This is a genomic window from Parapedobacter sp. ISTM3, assembly GCF_016533505.1.
GTDB lineage: Bacteria > Bacteroidota > Bacteroidia > Sphingobacteriales > Sphingobacteriaceae > Parapedobacter > Parapedobacter luteus.
In genome coordinates, this window is sequence record NZ_JAENGN010000002.1 from 141,109 (window position 1) to 159,969 (window position 18,861).

Annotated in this window: 17 protein-coding genes; 7 read left to right on the forward strand and 10 right to left on the reverse strand. The window is 48.9% G+C overall.

Features of this window, described 5'->3' with window-relative positions:
* The first annotated feature begins 48 nt into the window (after positions 1-48).
* Positions 49-1,059, forward strand: coding sequence for a LacI family DNA-binding transcriptional regulator (locus tag JHJ32_RS03320; protein ID WP_200119846.1), 1,011 nt, complete (start codon positions 49-51; stop codon positions 1,057-1,059).
* A gap of 17 nt (positions 1,060-1,076) precedes the next feature.
* Here the strand turns inward: JHJ32_RS03320 and JHJ32_RS03325 are convergent, their stop codons facing one another.
* Positions 1,077-2,156, reverse strand: a complete 1,080-nt coding sequence (locus tag JHJ32_RS03325; RefSeq protein WP_200119848.1) for a hypothetical protein — start codon at positions 2,154-2,156, stop codon at positions 1,077-1,079.
* A 167-nt stretch (positions 2,157-2,323) separates the two neighbouring features.
* Positions 2,324-3,712: a dihydrolipoyl dehydrogenase gene (gene lpdA / locus JHJ32_RS03330; protein WP_200119850.1), complete on the reverse strand. Its 1,389-nt coding sequence runs from the start codon at positions 3,710-3,712 to the stop codon at positions 2,324-2,326.
* Positions 3,713-3,895: 183 nt separating this feature from the next.
* Between lpdA (JHJ32_RS03330) and JHJ32_RS03335 the strand changes: the two genes are divergently transcribed.
* Complete coding sequence (locus JHJ32_RS03335; protein WP_079716803.1) at positions 3,896-4,201, forward strand: DUF3817 domain-containing protein; 306 nt, start codon at positions 3,896-3,898, stop codon at positions 4,199-4,201.
* A 3-nt stretch (positions 4,202-4,204) separates the two neighbouring features.
* Here the strand turns inward: JHJ32_RS03335 and JHJ32_RS03340 are convergent, their stop codons facing one another.
* From JHJ32_RS03340 to JHJ32_RS03375, 8 genes are all read right to left on the reverse strand, one after another.
* The gene (locus JHJ32_RS03340; RefSeq protein ID WP_079716802.1) at positions 4,205-4,594 is read right to left on the reverse strand and encodes an acyl-CoA thioesterase; all 390 of its coding nucleotides are present in this window, start codon (positions 4,592-4,594) and stop codon (positions 4,205-4,207) included.
* Between the two features lie 115 nt (positions 4,595-4,709).
* Positions 4,710-6,116 carry a dihydrolipoyl dehydrogenase gene (gene lpdA / locus JHJ32_RS03345; RefSeq protein ID WP_200119852.1) on the reverse strand — a complete coding sequence of 469 codons (1,407 nt, stop codon included), beginning with the start codon at positions 6,114-6,116 and terminating at the stop codon, positions 4,710-4,712.
* 123 nt (positions 6,117-6,239) lie between these two features.
* A complete protein-coding gene (locus tag JHJ32_RS03350; protein ID WP_079716969.1) occupies positions 6,240-6,773 on the reverse strand; it encodes a plastocyanin/azurin family copper-binding protein in 534 nt (177 codons plus the stop codon).
* Between the two features lie 131 nt (positions 6,774-6,904).
* Entirely contained in the window at positions 6,905-8,518 is a 1,614-nt protein-coding gene (locus JHJ32_RS03355) for a response regulator (protein ID WP_200119854.1), read from the reverse strand.
* A complete protein-coding gene (locus JHJ32_RS03360) occupies positions 8,506-9,138 on the reverse strand; it encodes a chemotaxis protein CheB (RefSeq protein WP_200119856.1) in 633 nt (210 codons plus the stop codon). The genes JHJ32_RS03355 and JHJ32_RS03360 overlap by 13 nt, the downstream gene beginning before the upstream one ends.
* Positions 9,131-9,943 carry a protein-glutamate O-methyltransferase CheR gene (locus JHJ32_RS03365; RefSeq protein WP_079716798.1) on the reverse strand — a complete coding sequence of 271 codons (813 nt, stop codon included), beginning with the start codon at positions 9,941-9,943 and terminating at the stop codon, positions 9,131-9,133. The genes JHJ32_RS03360 and JHJ32_RS03365 overlap by 8 nt, the downstream gene beginning before the upstream one ends.
* 13 nt (positions 9,944-9,956) lie before the next feature.
* On the reverse strand, positions 9,957-13,040 hold the full coding sequence (locus JHJ32_RS03370) for a response regulator (RefSeq protein ID WP_200119858.1): 3,084 nt from the start codon (positions 13,038-13,040) through the stop codon (positions 9,957-9,959).
* Positions 13,041-13,125: 85 nt separating this feature from the next.
* Positions 13,126-14,292 carry a hypothetical protein gene (locus JHJ32_RS03375; RefSeq protein WP_200119860.1) on the reverse strand — a complete coding sequence of 389 codons (1,167 nt, stop codon included), beginning with the start codon at positions 14,290-14,292 and terminating at the stop codon, positions 13,126-13,128.
* Between the two features lie 161 nt (positions 14,293-14,453).
* On the opposite strand from JHJ32_RS03375, the gene JHJ32_RS03380 reads away from it, so the two are divergent.
* The 5 genes from JHJ32_RS03380 to JHJ32_RS03400 all read left to right on the forward strand — a co-directional run bounded on the left by JHJ32_RS03380 (position 14,454) and on the right by JHJ32_RS03400 (position 18,818).
* The gene (locus JHJ32_RS03380; protein WP_200119862.1) at positions 14,454-15,173 is read left to right on the forward strand and encodes a head GIN domain-containing protein; all 720 of its coding nucleotides are present in this window, start codon (positions 14,454-14,456) and stop codon (positions 15,171-15,173) included.
* A 120-nt stretch (positions 15,174-15,293) separates the two neighbouring features.
* Positions 15,294-16,283, forward strand: a complete 990-nt coding sequence (gene floA, locus JHJ32_RS03385; RefSeq protein ID WP_079716794.1) for a flotillin-like protein FloA — start codon at positions 15,294-15,296, stop codon at positions 16,281-16,283.
* A 536-nt stretch (positions 16,284-16,819) separates the two neighbouring features.
* Positions 16,820-17,317 (forward strand): HAD family hydrolase, encoded by a 498-nt coding sequence (locus tag JHJ32_RS03390; protein ID WP_079716793.1) that lies wholly within the window; start codon positions 16,820-16,822, stop codon positions 17,315-17,317.
* A gap of 4 nt (positions 17,318-17,321) precedes the next feature.
* The gene (locus JHJ32_RS03395; RefSeq protein WP_200119864.1) at positions 17,322-17,891 is read left to right on the forward strand and encodes a nucleoside triphosphate pyrophosphatase; all 570 of its coding nucleotides are present in this window, start codon (positions 17,322-17,324) and stop codon (positions 17,889-17,891) included.
* Positions 17,892-17,975: 84 nt separating this feature from the next.
* On the forward strand, positions 17,976-18,818 hold the full coding sequence (locus JHJ32_RS03400; protein ID WP_079716791.1) for a VOC family protein: 843 nt from the start codon (positions 17,976-17,978) through the stop codon (positions 18,816-18,818).
* Positions 18,819-18,861 lie beyond the last annotated feature (43 nt).

Here is an 18,861-nt window from a genome sequence, read left to right on the forward strand (position 1 = left end):
TTGCGCATACTTTAGACGGAAATCCCGCTTGATAACGAACTGAATCTAATGAAAGAGGGCAAACCTGCGACAATAAAGGAGATTGCAAAACGATTGAAGATATCGCCTTCTACGGTCTCCCGTGCATTGAATGACCATCCGAGCATCGGGTTGGTGACCACCATGCGGGTCAAAAAGGTGGCCGCGGAGCTGAACTACGAACCGAATCAAACCGCTATTTTTTTCAAGCAGCGGAAGACCTTCACGATAGGTGTAGTCTTGCCAAGCTTGTCAGAACCGTTTTTTTCCGCCGCCATCAGTGAAATCGAAAATGTCGCGCACGAAGAGCAGTATACCGTTATCATGGGGCAATCGCTTGATGACCCCGAACGCGAGTTGCGTATCCTGCAAACCTTGAAAACACACCGCGTGGATGGCATATTAATGTCTATCGGTAAAAACACGCGAGATTATCGGTTTATTGACCTGCTGGAGAGCGCGGGCATCCCCATCGTTTTTTTTGATTGCGTACCCGATTTGGATAACATCAACAAAGTAATGAGTGAGCTGGAAACCGGGATGCTGGAGGCAATCGATATTTTTGTCTCTTGTGGACATCACGCCATATCGCTCATTAACGGACCTGAGCTCTTACCCGCCAGTATCGAACGAAAAAATGCCTATATCAAAGGCTTACAGAAGAATAATATTCCCTATCGTGAGGAATACATCGTACATACGGATCTTACGCCCGAGGGCAACGAAGCCGCTATTTTGCAATTGCTTGCCCTGCCTGACCGACCATCTGCCGTGGTCTCATTTAATGATTACGTAGCGTTGGATGTAATGATGACCGTCCGCCAACGGGGCTTGACACTCAATCAGGACATTCATTTTATCAGCTATGCCAATTACCCGCTCTGGAAGTACATGGAAAACCCACCGATGGCGTCCATCGAACAGTTCCCCGGCGATCAGGGAAGGAAAGCCGCAACATTACTTTTTGATCTTATTAGGACTCCCGGCCGTAAGGAGCCTGTAAAGGTTGTTTTTAATTCACGGCTCATCAATCAAGTGTAATATACCACCGGTTTTTATTATTCTTCCATGAACACCAGCGATTGTGCCTCCACTTGTTGGTTTACGGGCTTATCCGCTTCATAAGTAGATATGACGGTATAAGCATTGCCGATATCGAGCCCTACTGCACGCTCGATGTGGTTTGGACCACACCACAAGGCCGACCGTAGGTAATAGCCCAACGCGGCAAAATTTTCAGCGCCCTCAGGAACAATGACATCAAGTACTTCATTGAACTCCTGCTTGAAGTGTGCTACCAATTCCGGGTACCGCGCCCCTCCGCCGACCAAATATAACCGATTGGTTTTTTCGAAATCGGTGTCGGTGAACGCTTTTCGCATGGCCGGAGAGACGATCTCATTGTAATAGCTTGCCAGGTGCGTACTCCTTGCACCTAATAGGCTCATACGCTTGCGGCCAATGACCATGTCGCCGCGTTGGAAGCTCTGGTTGATCATGTGTTCGTTTTTCATGGATAGGTAGTAGCTTGCTGTCAGCTCGTCGTAAAGCGTGTTGACAGCGTGCCTAAGTCCAGGGACGCTGACACATGTCCGGGCGATTGGACCTTCGGCAGTACTTAACGCAGTTTCGCAGGTGCCGTAGCCCAAGCTCACGATGAAGAAATTGCCGTCATCCGCTAAGGGACCTTTTCGAACGGCGGTAATGCAGCCCATGATTTCGGACATGACTTCGAGGTGCGAGATGGTCAGTTGCACGCGGCTCCGGCCACCGCCATTCAGCGTATCGCTGTTATATTCCGTGATGACGTCACGCACGGCGAAGAATTTCTCTGCTTGTTGCTTGAACAGTTCATAGACTGCCGATGGAAACCCCGTCGTGACGACAAGCTCCCCTGACTTGGCCCCCGAGGCCAACAGCAGCCCTGTCTTCGCCAGTAGTTGGTAATCCAAATCGGCAGGCGAACTGTTGATATTGCGGTAAGGGGCATGCCCTTGGGACAACGCCAGTTCACCAACCAAAAAACCGCTACCGCCTTCAAATAGCTGGATGCGCTTTTCCAGGGATGAAGTGAGCTGCATTAAGGGTTTGTCATGTCGTTCGATAACACTCGGGATGCTTAGGAATTTTGTTGCCATGTTCTTTTTAGGTGTGTAATGGCAAATATAATAATTGTTTTGGCTTAGGGAAATAATCCCAGGTTTTTTTGTTATTACGTTTTTGTTAAGTTCAGGCTGGTTAAACCGGGGTCCGGAGACCGGAGATCGAAGTTCAACACTCCCAACGCCGGGCTCCGGACTTCCGGTTATAAATGGATCACTTCGCCGTAAGCATCTGCCGCGGCTTCCATGATAGCTTCACTCATGGTGGGATGCGGATGTACAGCTTTGATAATTTCGTGCCCGGTGGTCTCCAGTTTGCGAGCTACCACCACTTCGGCGATCATCTCGGTAACGTTGGCACCAATCATGTGGGCTCCCAGAAATTCACCATATTTGGCATCGAAGATGACCTTGACAAAACCATCCTTCGCACCCGCAGCACTGGCCTTCCCAGACGCGGAGAACGGGAATTTGCCTACTTTTATTTCATAACCTGCTTCTTTCGCCGCCTTCTCCGTGTAGCCTACCGATGCAATTTCAGGTGAGCAATAGGTGCAGCCGGGGATGTTGTTATAGTTAATGGGTGAAACATCCAGTCCTTTTATCTTTTCGATACATGTGATGCCTTCTGCTGAGGCCACATGGGCTAACGCCTGGCCTTTGACAATATCGCCTATGGCGTATACGCCGTCGATGTTGGTTTTATAGAAATCGTCTACCACAACACGGCCCTTATCCGTTTTAACGCCCACTTCTTCCAAGCCCATATTTTCGATATTTGGCGTAATACCTACCGCGGATAACACGACTTCCGCCTCGATGGTTTCGGTCCCCTTTGCGGTTTTGATCTGTACCTTGCTCAGTTCATTTGATGTGTCCACAGCTTGTACTTCCGCACTGGTAAGTATCGTTATCCCTGCCTTTTTCAGGCTGCGCTCCAGCTGCTTGGATATCTCTTCGTCTTCCACGGGTACGATGCGATCAAGGAACTCCACAATGGTTACCTTGGTGCCGATGGCGTTGTAAAAATAAGCAAACTCGACACCGATAGCGCCGGACCCGACTACGACCAACGATTTAGGCTGTTTTTCGAGACTCATGGCTTGGCGGTACCCGATGATTCGTTTGCCGTCTTGCTTCAGGGCGGGCAACTCGCGCGAGCGTGCACCTGTAGCCAATATCGTATGCTTAGCGCTATACTCCTTTGTGGCTCCCTCCGCATCCTTCACTTCTACCTTGCCGCCTTTTTTAATTTTGGCTGTACCCATGATCACGTCAATCTTGTTCTTTTTCATCAGAAACTGAATGCCCTTGCTCATGCCATCGGCGACACCCCGGCTACGTTTAATGATAGCGCCGAAATCTGCCTCACCGCCGTTTACCTTAATACCGTAGTCCTCAGCGTGGTTTAGGTATTCAAATACCTGGGCACTTTTGAGTAGTGCTTTGGTGGGAATACATCCCCAATTAAGGCAGATACCACCCAGGGATTCCCGTTCCACAATAGCGGTTTTAAAGCCGAGCTGGGAAGCCCTGATGGCGGCTACATACCCACCTGGCCCGCTCCCGATTACAATGATGTCGTAGTTCATATAGTTAATTGTTTCTTGAGATTGATTCACTTTGTGTTGTCCAATCAAAATACGGTGGCTACAAACTTACGTATTTTTTTGATAAGCTGTAGGGGAGGCCGACCGTCACATTTCCGTCAAACCCCGCCGGTCAATTATCGGTGCCGGAGATAATTGGCTAACTTGCCGGGCAAATCATTAATCATGAGCAATCATCTTAAGCAACTTTTAAACTGGTTCCGCAACGTCGCTGTTGTCGAAGGAATATCCATGGTCGTGTTAGTCACATTCTCCATTCTGAAACGAACCACAGACTACGAATGGGCCACGTTAGGCGTCAAATACGTGGGCTGGGCACACGGTATCCTGTTTATAGCATATTGCTATCTACTGTGGATGTGCACAGATCGGTATAAGTGGAAGTTCAGTCGCGTTGTCTTGTTTTTCATCGCTTCGTTGATTCCGTTTGCACCGTTTTTCGTAGAGCGGAAAGTGAAGCAGGAGGCCTAAACGTCAAGGCCGATTTCCTGCATAAGCATAGGTGATTTCCGTCTTGCCATGGGGCGTTGGATTGCCATCGCGGTCCAGATTCACAAATACGAGCTTATCGATGGTCAGGATGCTTTTGCGGGTGATTTTATTGCGTACTTGGCAAGTGAGCGTAATCGACGTACGGCCGAAATGCGTCGCCGTGATGCCCAGTTCGATGATATCGCCCTGCTTGGCCGAACTCACAAAGTTGATTTCAGAGATAAATTTGGTCACGACATGCGGATTGCCCAATTGTACAATCGCATAAATCACTGCTTCTTCATCGATCCATCGGAGCAGTGTGCCTCCGAATAATGTCCCATTTGGGTTGAGGTCTTCGGGCTTGACCCATTTGCGCGTGTGGAAATTCATATGCGTATTATCAGTAAATTAACGACTCAATTGTTCACTGCATAACACGGTTTATAGAAAGGCTGCCGTTTAATGCCGCTGTACGTCTTCTACGGCGGCATTAAACGGCTTTTTTTTACATGTGTATGGGCCTATTGGCGGTAGCGGCAAGGGAAGCTTCCTTAAATGCTTCGGTAAAAGTGGGATGCGCATGGCAGATCCGGCCGATGTCTTCGGCCGATGCGCGGTATTCCATTGCTACGGCCGCCTCTGCAATCATGTCTGCGGCACGCGGTCCTATCATGTGTACACCGAGCACTTCATCGGTCGATGCGTCAGCCAGCACTTTGACAAATCCATCCGTATCGCCGCTGGCCTTTGCGCGCCCACTGGCTTTGAATGGGAAGGAGCCGGCCTTGTACGCATGGCCCGCAGCCTTGAGCTGTTCTTCGGTTTTTCCTACACTGGCTACTTCAGGCCAAGTATAGACGACCCCCGGAATAAGGTTATAGTCGATGTGGGGTTTCTGGCCCGCGATGTGTTCGGCTACGAAAACACCTTCATCTTCGGCCTTATGGGCAAGCATGGCTCCCTTGATAACATCGCCAATGGCATATACGCCCTGCACGGAAGTCTCCAAGTGTTCGTTTACGGGGACTTTTTTTCCACGTTCCTCCAGTGTGATGCCGATATTTTCCAAGCCTAATCCTTCGGTGTAGGCTGTGCGGCCCACCGCTACAATACAGTAGTCGCCTTCCCATTTCACGGCTTCTCCTTTCGGGCTCTCCGCGGTGACGGTTACCTTTTTGCCTTTGGCGGTAGCGCCTGTAACTTTGTGACCCAGAAAGAACTCCATGCCAAGCGATTTCTTCAAGACGCGTTGTAATTCTTTGCCCAGGCCCCCGTCCATGGTTGGGATGATGGATTTTTCGTATTCTACCACGGATACCTTGGCCCCCAGGCGGGCGTAGACCGAGCCAAGTTCCAGCCCGATGACTCCGCCGCCAATGACGATGAGGTGATTAGGTACTTCGGTAAGCGTCAGCGCTTCGGTAGAGGTAATGATCCGTTTTTTGTCTACCGGAAGGAAGGGCAGTGCCGTGGGTTTTGACCCCGTGGCTATGATTACGTTCTTCGCCGTAATCTGCTCGGTTGCGCCGTCGCTCTTCGTCACCTTAACGGTGTTTTTATCGACAAAGGAACCCACCCCGGTGAAGCTGTCGATTTTATTCTTCTTGAACAGAAATTCGATGCCCGCTACGTTTTGGGCAATGACGTCGCTCTTCCGAGCCATCATTTGCTTCATGTCTACCTGAAGGTTGCTCAAGTTAATGCCATGGGCACCGAAGTGCTTGGCGGCATTGTGATAATGTTCGGACGAGTCCAATAACGCCTTTGACGGGATACATCCTACGTTAAGGCAGGTGCCACCAAAGGTGTTGTATTTTTCGATAACAGCTGTTTTTAAGCCCAATTGTGCGCAACGGATAGCAGCCACATACCCACCGGGCCCGCTACCGATTACTATGACGTCGTATTGCATGTGATGAAAATTATTCGATTCGATGATTCAAAGGTAAGCATAATTACGCTGAGGCAGAAAGTGTATAGCAAAAAAGACAGCCTGCCGACTGTCTTTTTTGTTATTCCATGGGATCGCCAAGCCTTATTCAGCGACAATTTTTCCCTGCATAACACCATAGTGGCCAGGGAAGCTACATAGAAATGGATATACACCTTTGCTATCCAACGTAAATTCAATGACATCCGTTTCCCCAGGGCCCAACAGTTTGGTATGGGCTACGATGGACGATGCGAAAGTCACCGGAATGTATTCGGTGTCTGGAGCCTTGATGGCTTCGCCACCAAATGCAGGTAAGTCAGTGCCCGGTTGAAGAACGACCACATTATGTCCCATTGATTCCTTCGGCATTTCGCCGACATTGTGAAATGTCAGTTTTACCGGCTGGCCGGCTTTTACCCTAAACAGGGTCTTGTCATATTTCATCAGGTCGTTCCCTTCCAAAGCTATCTCGTTGCTTACCGTTACCGTGTCTAAGCCGGGGATGTCCACCGCGGGGGCCGACTGTTCAGCTGCCGCTTCCGTCGTGTCGGTTGACTCTTCCTTTGTTTGGCTACCACCACATGCCGCGATAAAAAACGAACCTGCTACTACTGGAATTAAAAATAACTGTTTCATTGCTTTTTTATAATCTTTCAGGGTTATCAATATATGTTAACAATACAAACCGTGCTGTTGTTTGCGCCCCAAAGGTAGTTGAATTTGGAGAGGTAGAAAAGTGCATTTATCACGTAATTGTAATTTTAATGTTACTGTTGGGGCGCTGTTTTCGCTTGTGTCAATGTTTTAATGATTTGGTATAAAGATACCGGATCAAACGGTTTACCCACGACGGCGTCAGCCCCAGCGGCATATGCGGCTTGCTGCTCCCGTTGCAGTACCGATGCTGATATGGAGATAATGGGAATGTGGCGGATGTGTTCCCTGTGGTCGTTTCTGATGGTTCGGATAGCGTCAAAGCCACTCATTACAGGCATGTGTGCGTCCATGAGGATGAGGCTGTACGGCGTTTCCTCCACCTTGTCCAACGCTTCTTTTCCGTTTTTTACTGTATCTACGGAGATCCCCCATGTATTCAGCATGTGTTTGACCATGAAGCTGTTCAGCTCATTGTCTTCGGCCAGGAGGATATGCAAGTCGCTGAATGGCGGCATGTCGGTGTATTGTTTCTTGTCCGATTTCGGTGCTGCTTCGGAGGCTTCTTCATCAAACCAGCATTCGAATACAAATTCACTGCCCCTATCCACCTCGCTGTAGGCATGGATTTGTCCTTGGTGCAGATTTACCAGCCGTTTTACAATGGCGAGTCCCAATCCCGTGCCGCCAAATCGTTTGGTGATTCCTTCTTCGCCCTGTTCAAACGATTGGAAAATCTTGTCTATGGCGTTGCTGTTGATGCCAATGCCCGTATCTTTCACCGAAAACTGAATGTGAACCCGGTGTTTGGCCCGGCTAAGCAACTTGGTTTCCAATGTGACGCTCCCTCGCTCGGTAAATTTGATGCCATTTGAAATCAGGTTACTCAATATTTGGGTCAGCCGCAGGGAATCCGCGAGGATAAACTTCGGTAGGTTTTCATCGGTAATGACATGAAATGCGATGCCTTTCTGTTCTGCTTTGTAGGCAAAAAGATTGGAGAGCTCCTTGATAATATTGGGAAGTGAAGTTTTGGCAAAGTCGAGCCGCATCTTACCCGAGTCAATTTTCGAGAGATCGAGGATGTCATTGATGATGAGAAGCAATTGCTGCGAAGCGTTTTCCAGGTAGTCGAGCCATTCGGATTGTTCTTCATTGAGCGGCGAGTTCCGGAGCATGGTGGTGATTCCCATAATGCCATTGATAGGGGTCCGGATTTCATGGCTCATATTCGCTAAGAAGTTTTCTTTCGATTTACGGGCCAGGTCCGCCTCCTTTTTGGCTTTGACCAGTTCCAGGTGCGATCGCTCCAACTCTTCGTTCTTCCGCTTCAGTTCCCGTTGGATATACACCTGTTGCATAAACGACTTGACCTTCGCCGTTGTGATATCCGGATTTAAGGGTTTATATAGGTAATCCACTGCACCGCTGTACAGGCCCTTCAATAGGGACTTGTCTTCTTTGGATATGGCTGTAACCATGATGACCATGATTTGCCAAGTCTTGGGGTTGCTTTGCAAAAGCGAAACGAATTCAAAGCCATTGATCTCCGGCATTTGCACATCAACCAGGGCAATGGCAACCTCCTGGTTCCAGCAATAGCGCAACGCTTCGTTGGGCGAAGTGCTGCCCCAGATCTCCAAGTCGTCTATATCAGCGAGCAGTGCCTTTAAACTCAATACATTCTCTTCTTTGTCATCGACGATGACCAGCTTCAATTTCTCCATGGTTGATCGCTCTTCAATATATGGTTGTTTAATTCTTGACCGAACGCGATAAGCTCCTCATCGCTCAGAAGGAGTTCTGCCGCCCCAAGTGCAATTGCCGCCTCGGGCATCGTTTTGATTTCCGCATATTCAGGGCGCTGTACAACGCATAAACCACCAGCTTGTTGGATGGATTGCATACCCTTTGCACCATCTTGGTTGGCTCCGGACAACAGTACCGCCGTCGTCGAGGCACCATATACATCGGCAACACTCTGCATCGTTACGTCAATCGACGGTCTGCAGAAATTCACCGGTTCCGAGACGTCAAGGGACAGGCTCCGGTCGGGCTCTATTAATAAGTGGTAGCCGGCTGGAGCAAAGTACGCCGTAGCGGGCTTGATGCGTTCCTTTTCCTCCGCGACCTTAACCATAATGCGGCACTTGGACCTGATGCTTTCCTCGATATTCGTTTCATACTTGGGATTCCGGTGGATAATGACCAGTACGCCAATAGACAAATTTTCCGGAAACACCTTGAGCATTTCAAACATAACCTTAAATCCGCCCGCAGAACAAGCTAATATGAGCACTTCAGTCCCTTGAAGTTTGCGGGCGATATGTGGTGTTAATTTAAGCAATTTTTTGATATATGTTTTGCTTTTTGTTAATTAACCGGAATTTGTGCTTTAACGATTCGGACCGAAGGCTTTCTTTCGATCCCAGGCAAAGAAAACCAAATAACGCGAGACTTTCGTACAACAAATTGAGTACACGCTGTTGTAATGTTAAATCGAAATAAATCAAGACGTTACGGCAAGTAACGAGCTGGAATTCATTGAATACGCCGTCTGACACGAGGTTGTGGATGGAAAACAGCATGTTTTTCCGCAAATCATGATGGATGATAGCAGCATCGTACCGGACGGCATAATATTCGGAAAGCGATTCGCCGGATGCCGTTTGGAGGTAGTTGTCAGAATATGTTTTCATCTTTCTCAGATCAATGGTGCCTTGTTTGGCGCGCTCCAGCATCTTAGCGTTGATATCGGTGCCATATATGAAAGACCGATCGTATAGTCCTTGCTTTTTTAGCATGATGGCTAAGGAGTAAGCTTCCTCACCGCTTGAACATCCGGCACTCCAAATCTTGATATGAGGGAAGGTCGCGAGGTACGGAAAAACTTCTTCGCGCAATGTGCCGTAGAAAGCGGGATCGCGGAACATCTCCGTGACGTTAACGGTCACTTCTGTTAGAAACCGATTGAAAAATCCCGAAGTATTCACCAAATTATCTTTGAGGCTGCTGAAATCAAGGCGGTAAAGTTCCATGATGCGTGTAATCCGTCTTTTGAGTGACGCTCGGGTATAGCCACGTAAATCAAAGCCGTGAACATTATTGACCAGCTCGATAAGCTCTTCCAGGTTTTCGAACGATATACCCATTTTTATTTTGATGTTAGCTTAACCACACACGCATCAAGGACAACAGTCTGTTGGCATCTACAGGTTTGGTAATGTAATCATTTGCACCGGCATCCAATGCGCGTTGTCGATCGCCAGGCATAGCTTTGGCAGTCATGGCAATGATAGGCAGCTTGGCGAATTTCTTAAACGATCTGATTTTTGTGATGGCTTCAAAACCGTCCATTTCGGGCATCATGATATCCATCAAGATCAGGTCAATATGAGACTGTTTCTGGATAGCCTGCAGCACTTCGAGTCCGTTGTTGGCGGTCTCTACCTCCAAGCCGCACGATGCAAACACGGTGCTCAGTGCAAAAATGTTACGCATATCGTCGTCGGCAAGGAGAATACGCTTGCCTTGTAGTATTTTATCTACTTGTGGGGTACGTTGCGCAGGTGAGCCTTGTCCATTAGACGGTTTGTTATGCGCCGGGTTATTTTTGACGTTGTTGATAAATAAATCGATCTCATCCAGGATGCGATGGCCCGATTGATCAGACTTCATGACCAGGGTTTTGGTATGGCGCATTATCCGCCCGGTCATTTCGGCATTGAGTTCCATTGCCGTATTGATGACGACGGGCGTCTGTGCATGTTTTGCGGTATGTCTGATATCGTCCAACACCTCAATGCCCGACCTGTCAGGCAAATTGATGTCAAGAATGATGCAATCGTAGTGGGTGTCCGATCGGAGCAGCTCAAGCGCATCCGCACCTGTAAATGCCTGCTCTACTTCCACACCTTTTGCGGTGAGGGTTGATTTGAGGCTGTCGCTTTGGACAATCTGATCCTCCACAATCAATACCTTTTTCAAAGGTGGCATGACGGTTTTATCCAATAAGGCGAAGAGTGCTTCAAGTGATCGTTTGTCAGCTGGCTTCGTGAGGAATCCGACGGTCTCATCCTCGATTTTCCGTTTGTCGGACTTATCGGCAGACATCAGGTGCACAGGGATATCCTTGGTGTCTGGATTGTCCTTAAGCTTTCTGAGTACTGTCCATCCATCCATGACGGGCAATAAGATGGCTAAAATAATGGCATCCGGCACGTGATCAAAGGCCATCTGCAATCCAATAGGGCCTTCGTTGGCTACCAACGGTTCAAACCCATGTTCGCGTGCGCACAGCGCCAGTAATTCAGCGAAATGCTGATCATCTTCAACGATCAGCAGACGCCGTGGCTTAGCGATAGCTGACGATGCAGAAGGTTCCGGCTTCTTGCCATATTTTGCATCATTGGGTGGCAAAGGGGATACACCCTGTTCTTCTTTCGCCGACGTAAGGAGGGCGCTTCCGGTATAACGCAATGGTATGAACAGGGTAAATGTGCTGCCTCGCTGTTCGATACTGCTTACGTGAAGTTCGCCGCCAAGCATGGTGGCCAGCTCCCGGCAGATGGATAGTCCCAACCCGGTACCGCCGAATTTTCGGCTGATGGAACCGTCGGCCTGTTTAAAGGCCTCAAAAATCAGCTGCTGCTTATCTTCCGCGATTCCTATACCATTGTCTATCACGGATATCGCCAGGGCGTCATTTGCACGGATACCGCGGAGCATGCCTGTTTTCCATGCCGGCGATTGGCTTGCTAAGGCAAATGAAAGCGTTACCTGCCCGCCCTCCGGCGTGAATTTAAACGCATTGGACAATAAGTTCTTGAGTATTTGTTTAAGGCGCTGCTCATCGGTGGTTATAAAGGGGGGCAGCCCGTCGTTGATCGTAATGAAGAAGTCGATGGTTTTACTATCGGCGATGCTTCCAAACAGATCGAGCAAATCCTGTGCAATGCTCGAACATTCGATGCGTTCAATGATCAGCTCGACACTGCCCGACTCGATTTTCGCCAAATCCAGGATGTTGTTGATCAGTTGAAGCAAATCGGTACCTGCTCGGTGGATTACCGTTGCGTACCTCACTTGTTCAGGCAAGAGGTTGCCGGATTTATTGTCTTCCAGCAATTTGGCCAGTATGAGGATGCTGTTGAGCGGGGTACGCAATTCGTGGCTCATATTCGCCATAAACTCCGTTTTATACTGGCCCGACTGCTCAAGCTCTTTGGCTTTCATCGCAATGGACTGCCGGGCCTGTTCGATCGAAAAATTACGTTCCTCTAATAGCCGGGCCTTTTCTTCCAACTCGGTATTGGCGTGCTTGAGTTCTTCCTGTTGTACCCTTAATTCTTCTTCGGACGCCTCCAGCAAATACGTCTTGTGCGTCAGCTCTTCATTGGTGGTGCGGAGTATTTCCCGTTGGGCTGCCAACTCTTCGGCTTGTTGCCGGGTTTCCTCAACGAGGTGGGTAAGCGCAGCATGCGTGCGTGATACTTTAAGCGCCACAGCTAAATCGACCCCTGCGCGGATTAGAAAATGCTCGACGGCTGACTCAATTTTGTGGAAGAAACCTATTTCCATGACGCCAATAACCTCGTCTTCATACACAAAAGGCTGGATAACGATATGTTTGGGCTTTGTCTCGCCAAGTGCGGAGGTGACCGTTAAATAGCCATCCGGGATATCGGTAAGGACGACCTGTTTTTTGGAGGCAATACTTTCCCCCATTAACCCCTGGCTTTTTGTGATTTTCGGCCGTATATGTTCGGTTGGCACCGCATAAGAGCCGCCATGCAGGTATTCGTTGTCATCGGCTTCACTTTTCAGGTAGATGACACCTACCTTTGCGTCGAGGTATTGGCAAATGGTCTGGATGGCGTTTACAGCGATTACCCGTTCGCTTAGTCCACCGCGTGTGTTGTCATCCAGCGTCGCTAAACCATTCAAGGCCCAATTATCCACTTCTTTTTCCTTCGAAAGCTTATTTAGATCGGCGTTTGATTTGCGGATAAGGCGTTCTGTTTTTTTGTAATGTTCAAACGTCTTGGTCACATACACCAGCAGCCACAGGATCACTATAAACACCAAAACAGCGGTAACCAGGAACGTGGTTTTGATATGGTCGAGTATCGTATGCGCTGCATCCAGTTTCGAGAATAATAGGGATACATGCAACAAACTGGCCAACAGAAGAATAACTAATACAGAAAAACCTAAATAGATATGTGTCTTGAATTTTAGCTTTTTCATGATGGACTCAATCCCCTGTTTTTGCAAAAATATAAAACGTCACTGTCGCAGGCCTTGGCTTGCCAATCATGGTGGCAAGCTGCTGTCAAAGGATAGGATGCCTTTCGAATGGTTTGCTGCGGTCAAATAGATACCGGTAAGTGTGATGGGTTTTGAATATCGTACCCCCTACATACCGTGCTACATTCATCATCTTTGGATTGAAATCGCCAATCCAGTTCATTTGCAAGTCTTCATAGCGCAATTGCGTTCGATCTCGCATGACCTTTGCCGCAGCCATTACAAGGGCGGCTTCCACGCCTTTCCGCTGGTGCTTTGGCACTACGCCAAATACAATGCCAAACATCGTTTTGCAACGCTTCCGCCAACGGTTCCAAAGGAAGAGCACCTTTCCCCACAACGCCAGCCGTCCATTCATATATTTTACAATGAGCTGATTTACATCGGGAATGTTTACCCAAAAGCCCACGGGTCGGCCATGGTAGTAGGCAAACCAGATAATCTTTGGGTCGATGATGGGTTTCATGGTTTGCATAAGTTTGCGTGCATTGTCGCTGCTCATCGGGCTTACCCCCTCGTGGCGCGCCCAGGCCTCATTATATACCGTGCGGAAGTCCTCGGCAGCTTTATCAAGCTGACCGGGATCGATGTGACGGAAGGTGTATCCCGCATCACGCAAGGCGTATGTAGCCTTTTCGCCCACCCTGCTGGAAATGTGGGCAGCGAGTTCACGGCGGTACGTAAATTGTTTGAAATAAAGCTGGAAACCGTATTGCTCGAAAAGCCGCTGATAATAAGGTGGATTGTAATTGCAGCAATAACACGGCGGGTGGAAGCCGTCCACAAGCAACCCCCACCACCGTTCCCTGTTGCCGAAGTTTATAGGCCCGTCCATCGCTTGTATGCCGTTTTCCTGCAGCCAGGCCTTCGCCGTGTCAAACAAGATGTTTGCCGCCTCCTGGCTATCAATGCATTCAAAAAAGCCACAACCGCCGGTAGGGAACTCATCGCGTTCAAAGGTGTCTAAGTTGTAGAAGGCCGCAATACGCCCAATGACACGACCGGAATCGTCATGTAGAAGCCAGCGGGTACATCGGCCGCGGTCATGATAGGAGTTGGTCATTGGATTGAATACATCAAGGACATCCTGATCCAATGGCCTGATATAATTGGGGTCTCCCTCGTAAAGTGGCGGCGCCATCGTTACGAATAACCGATCTAGTTCTGCTCCGGCTACGGGTAGTATTTTCATAAATGACACGGTATAATTTTCGAAACGCGTTAAAAATAGAAGTTTAAGGCGGTTTATGCAAAATGACATGTGCCCGGGTACGCCAAAAAAAAACGAGACGGCTGCAACCTATTGGTTTTTGCGGCGTCTTATTGGGAAAGAACACAAAAAAAAGGAATACCATGAAAAGAACACTATCTTCATTAGGCTGGCTGGCGTTGCTGCTGCCAATTTTTAGTATCGGGCTGGTCCACGCCGCTACGGGCTTATCCGCCCGGGATGAGACCCGCGATGTGAGTGGATTCCACGCATTGGCCAGCGGTGGCAGCATCAATGTCGAAGTGCGTTTTGGCGCCAGCGAGTCCGTGAGGCTGGAGGGCGACGCGGCAGCAATCCGTGAAATTGAGACCATCGTGGAAAAAGGTACGTTAAAAATCAGGTATAAAAAGCATGCATGGAAGATGGGGCGCAACTGGGGCAGCGTGACCGCTTATGTGACGGCCAAGCGGCTTGATGGGGTTGCCCAATCTGGTTCAGGCAGTATCACGATCATGGGTACGATATCGGGCGATGAACTGAATGCATCGGTTAGTGGTTCGGGCCGGATTGCATTTGCCGCAAATGTACAGCTATGCAATGCATCGGTTAGCGGTTCGGGGCGGATAACGGCCAGCGGAAGTGCCACGGAGAGCAACGTCTCTATAAGTGGTTCAGGGCGATTCGACGGACGTGAACTGAAAAGCCGGTCTGCAAATCTCAAGGTATCGGGCTCCGGCAATATTATGATTCATGCCGATGAACGCCTGGAAGCATCCATCAGCGGATCCGGCAACGTTCATTACAGCGGGAACGCACAGACCAACGTGCGTACATCCGGCTCGGGAAGGCTTCGTAGAATATAGTGTATCGGACTTTGTCACGGATCAACAAGCCAAAAAGTACCAGCAATCCTTGCATAACAATCAAAAAGTTGTACCTTTAGAGACTGTTATAAAAATGATAGCTTTAAACTTGTTGACCTTATGGAACCCAATTTCACCCCTATTTTGTTTGTTGTAGGAGCTGTAGTAGCGTTTTTTATCTTACTATACCTCCTTCCTGTAAATTTGTGGTTTACCGCGCAGTTGTCCGGTGTCCGTGTCAACCTGTTGAACTTGCTGTTGATGCGTCTCCGTAAGGTGCCGCCATCGTTGGTCACCAATGCAATGATTACCTCCACGAAAGCAGGATTGAATATCACGTCCAATGATATCGAGACCCACTTTTTAGCCGGAGGCAATGTCAATAATGTCATTAAAGCATTGATTTCGGCAGACAAGGCGAATATTCCATTGGATTTTAAGCTGGCCACGGCCATCGATCTGGCGGGACGGGACGTGTTTGATGCCGTGCAGCTTTCGGTAAACCCAAGGGTTATCAATACGCCGCCGGTGGCGGCTGTGGCCAAGGACGGTATTCAGCTCATCGCCAAGGCACGCGTGACTGTAAGGGCCAACATCAACCAGTTGGTGGGGGGAGCCGGAGAAGAAACGATTCTTGCCCGGGTAGGCGAGGGGATAGTGACAACCATCGGATCATCCAGAGATCATAAAGAAGTGCTGGAAAATCCCGATCGGATATCAAAGACCGTGCTTTCTAAAGGCCTTGATAGCGGTACGGCATTTGAGATTCTATCCATTGATATCGCTGATATTGATATCGGTGAAAACGTGGGAGCGAAGTTGCAGACCGATCAAGCCGAAGCAGACCTTAAAGTTGCCAATGCCCGTGCTGAGGAACGCCGGGCAATGGCTGTGGCGTCCGAACAGGAAATGCGATCCAAGGCACAGGAAGCTCGGGCAAAAGTCATCGAAGCGGAAGCCCAGGTGCCGCTTGCGATGGCTGAAGCATTCCGCAGTGGCAACCTCGGCGTAATGGACTATTACAGGATGCAGAATATTCAAGCGGATACAGATATGCGCGGCGCTATTGCGAAGCCGGGTGGTGATACAAGCAAAGGCGATAAAAAATAGCCATAAAAAACAAAGCCCCGGTGATGGGCACCGGGGTTTGTTACTAACCAATTATAAACCTAAATTATGAAAAGACAATTTTAATCCTCGGAAACCCGAGTTAAATTTTCTGGTGCAAAATTAACACCACTTTTTTATTTTTCAATGGTTCTTTTGTTAACAAATTGTCAAAAGAACCTTGCTGTTAAATGGCTTGAAGCTATTTTTCAAGCGTTTCTGTAAAGGTATTTTACAAACCTCGTGCCAAATTGAAAAAATACTGCCATCCGTGTTTTGTGTGCGGAGGCACGACAAGCCTACGCAATTCACGCTGCCGGGTCAAAAAACATAGCCGGAGACATTCATTAGTCCCTCAAAATCTGAGATTTGCCGTACGCCTTTGTACGCGGTTCCCAAACAACTTAACAATGGAACTACTTTCGTGCAGAACACAAAACAAGACAGCCTGTACACCGGATTGACGCAGTGTTTTTTTAATAGGAGGTCCGCTATTCAGCAGATTTTGGGTAAGTTTGGCCGGTTAGTTGACAAAAATCATGTTATTTGATAGATTTAAACAGGTAAAAGCCTTTGTCTTTGACGTAGACGGGGTGTTGTCCGATGGCAATGTGCTGGTAACCGAGCACGGTGAGCAGCTCCGGTCATTCAACATCAAGGATGGTTATGCTATGCAGCTTGCTGTCAAAAAGAAGTATCCAATCGCAGTTATCACGGGCGGAAAATCACTGGGCGTGAAAAAGCGCCTGGCCGGCCTGGGGATTACCGATGTGTTTTTGGGAGTAGATGACAAAAGTGCGGTTTTTCATGACTGGTTGTCATCCTTGGGGCTCTCCCCGGCAGATGTGTTATATATGGGTGATGATATTCCTGATTTGGCAAATATGCGGATTGCAGGACTACCCGCATGTCCTGCCGATGCCGTGGAAGAAATAAAAGCGGTGGCTGCTTACATCTCCTTCCGTAATGGTGGTACAGGTGCGGTCCGGGATGTCATGGAAAAGGTGATGAAACTTCAGGGCACGTGGGAGGGCTGATTCAATGAATATTATTCTTGCTTCGCAATCACCCCGACGGAAGGAACTGCTGTCGCTCATGGGAATTCCTTTTGAGGTGATGGTCAAATCGGTGGATGAGTCATTTCCGGCCGAGTTTGATCCGATAACCGCCGTCCGGTTTATTGCCGAAAAGAAAGCCAGGGCCTTTATTTCCGAGGTCACCGACGAGTTAGTCATTACGGCTGATACGATTGTGACCATTGACGATCTTATCCTTGGTAAACCGACCGATGACGCGCATGCTACCGACATGCTGATGCGCTTATCCGGAAGACGGCATGAAGTGATTACCGCCGTGGCATTGCTCCATCAAGGAGGCATCACGGTGTTTCATGAAGTGACTTCGGTTTATTTCCGATCGCTTAGCCACGCGGAGATAGCGTATTATATTGACCGCTATCAACCATTCGACAAGGCCGGTGCTTATGGTATACAGGAGTGGATCGGAGCCGTTGCCATCGAGCAGATCGTCGGCTCCTATACCAACGTCGTGGGCCTGCCTACAGCCCGGCTTAGCATTGAATTGAAACGATATCCCTTAAAGTTGTCATAAATACCCCCAGCAGTTGTCGCGTTCACCCAGCACCGTTTTGACGAGAAGGTTATAGCTTTGCGATTATACAAGGCGTGTGATCAAATGAAAAATACCGTATACCCGTGCCTCTGGTTTGATGGCAACGCAAGAGCGGCTGCCGATTTATACTGTTCGGCTTTTGCCAATTCAACCGTCACGGCAGACACCCCGATGGTGGTTACTTTTGAACTTGACGGCACTAAGTTCATGGGGTTAAATGGCGGTGCGCAATTCAAGCCCAACGCTGCCATCTCGTTTTATGTGACGCTTGAAAGCCGCGAAGTACTGGAACGTGCATGGCACCTGCTTATCGCTGGCGGATCGGCGTTGATGCCATTGCAAGCGTACGAATGGAGTGAACAATATGGATGGGTGCAGGATCGCTTCGGGGTCAGTTGGCAGTTGTCATTGGGCGGCAGCGACGAGGTGGGGCAACGGTTTGTGCCATTGCTGATGTTCTGTGGCAATCAGCAGGGGAAGGCCAGCGCTGCGATGGACTATTACGTCTCGGTATTCGCCGATTCAGCCATTCTGTTTATTGCAAAATACACGCCGGGGCAGGTAGCCCATGATGCGACCATCGTACATGCACGCTTCCGCGTGCTTGGTAGTCAGTTGTTTATGGCGATGGATAGCGCTGTTTTGCAGCCGTTTGACTTTAATGAAGGCGTCTCGTTGGTGATCGACTGCGAGACGCAAGAAGAGGTGGATTACTATTGGAATAAGCTGAGCGAAGGCGGCGAAGAAAGTATGTGCGGCTGGCTGAAAGACCGCTTTGGGGTATGGTGGCAGGTCGTACCCGCGGTTCTGCCAAAGCTGCTGCGCGATCCTGAACGTGCGGGGCGGGTCATGCAAGCTTACATGAAGATGAAGAAGTTTGATATTGAAGCACTGCTGAATGCTTAATGTACAAAAAGCAACGATTGAAGGAGTAAGGACATCGTTACTC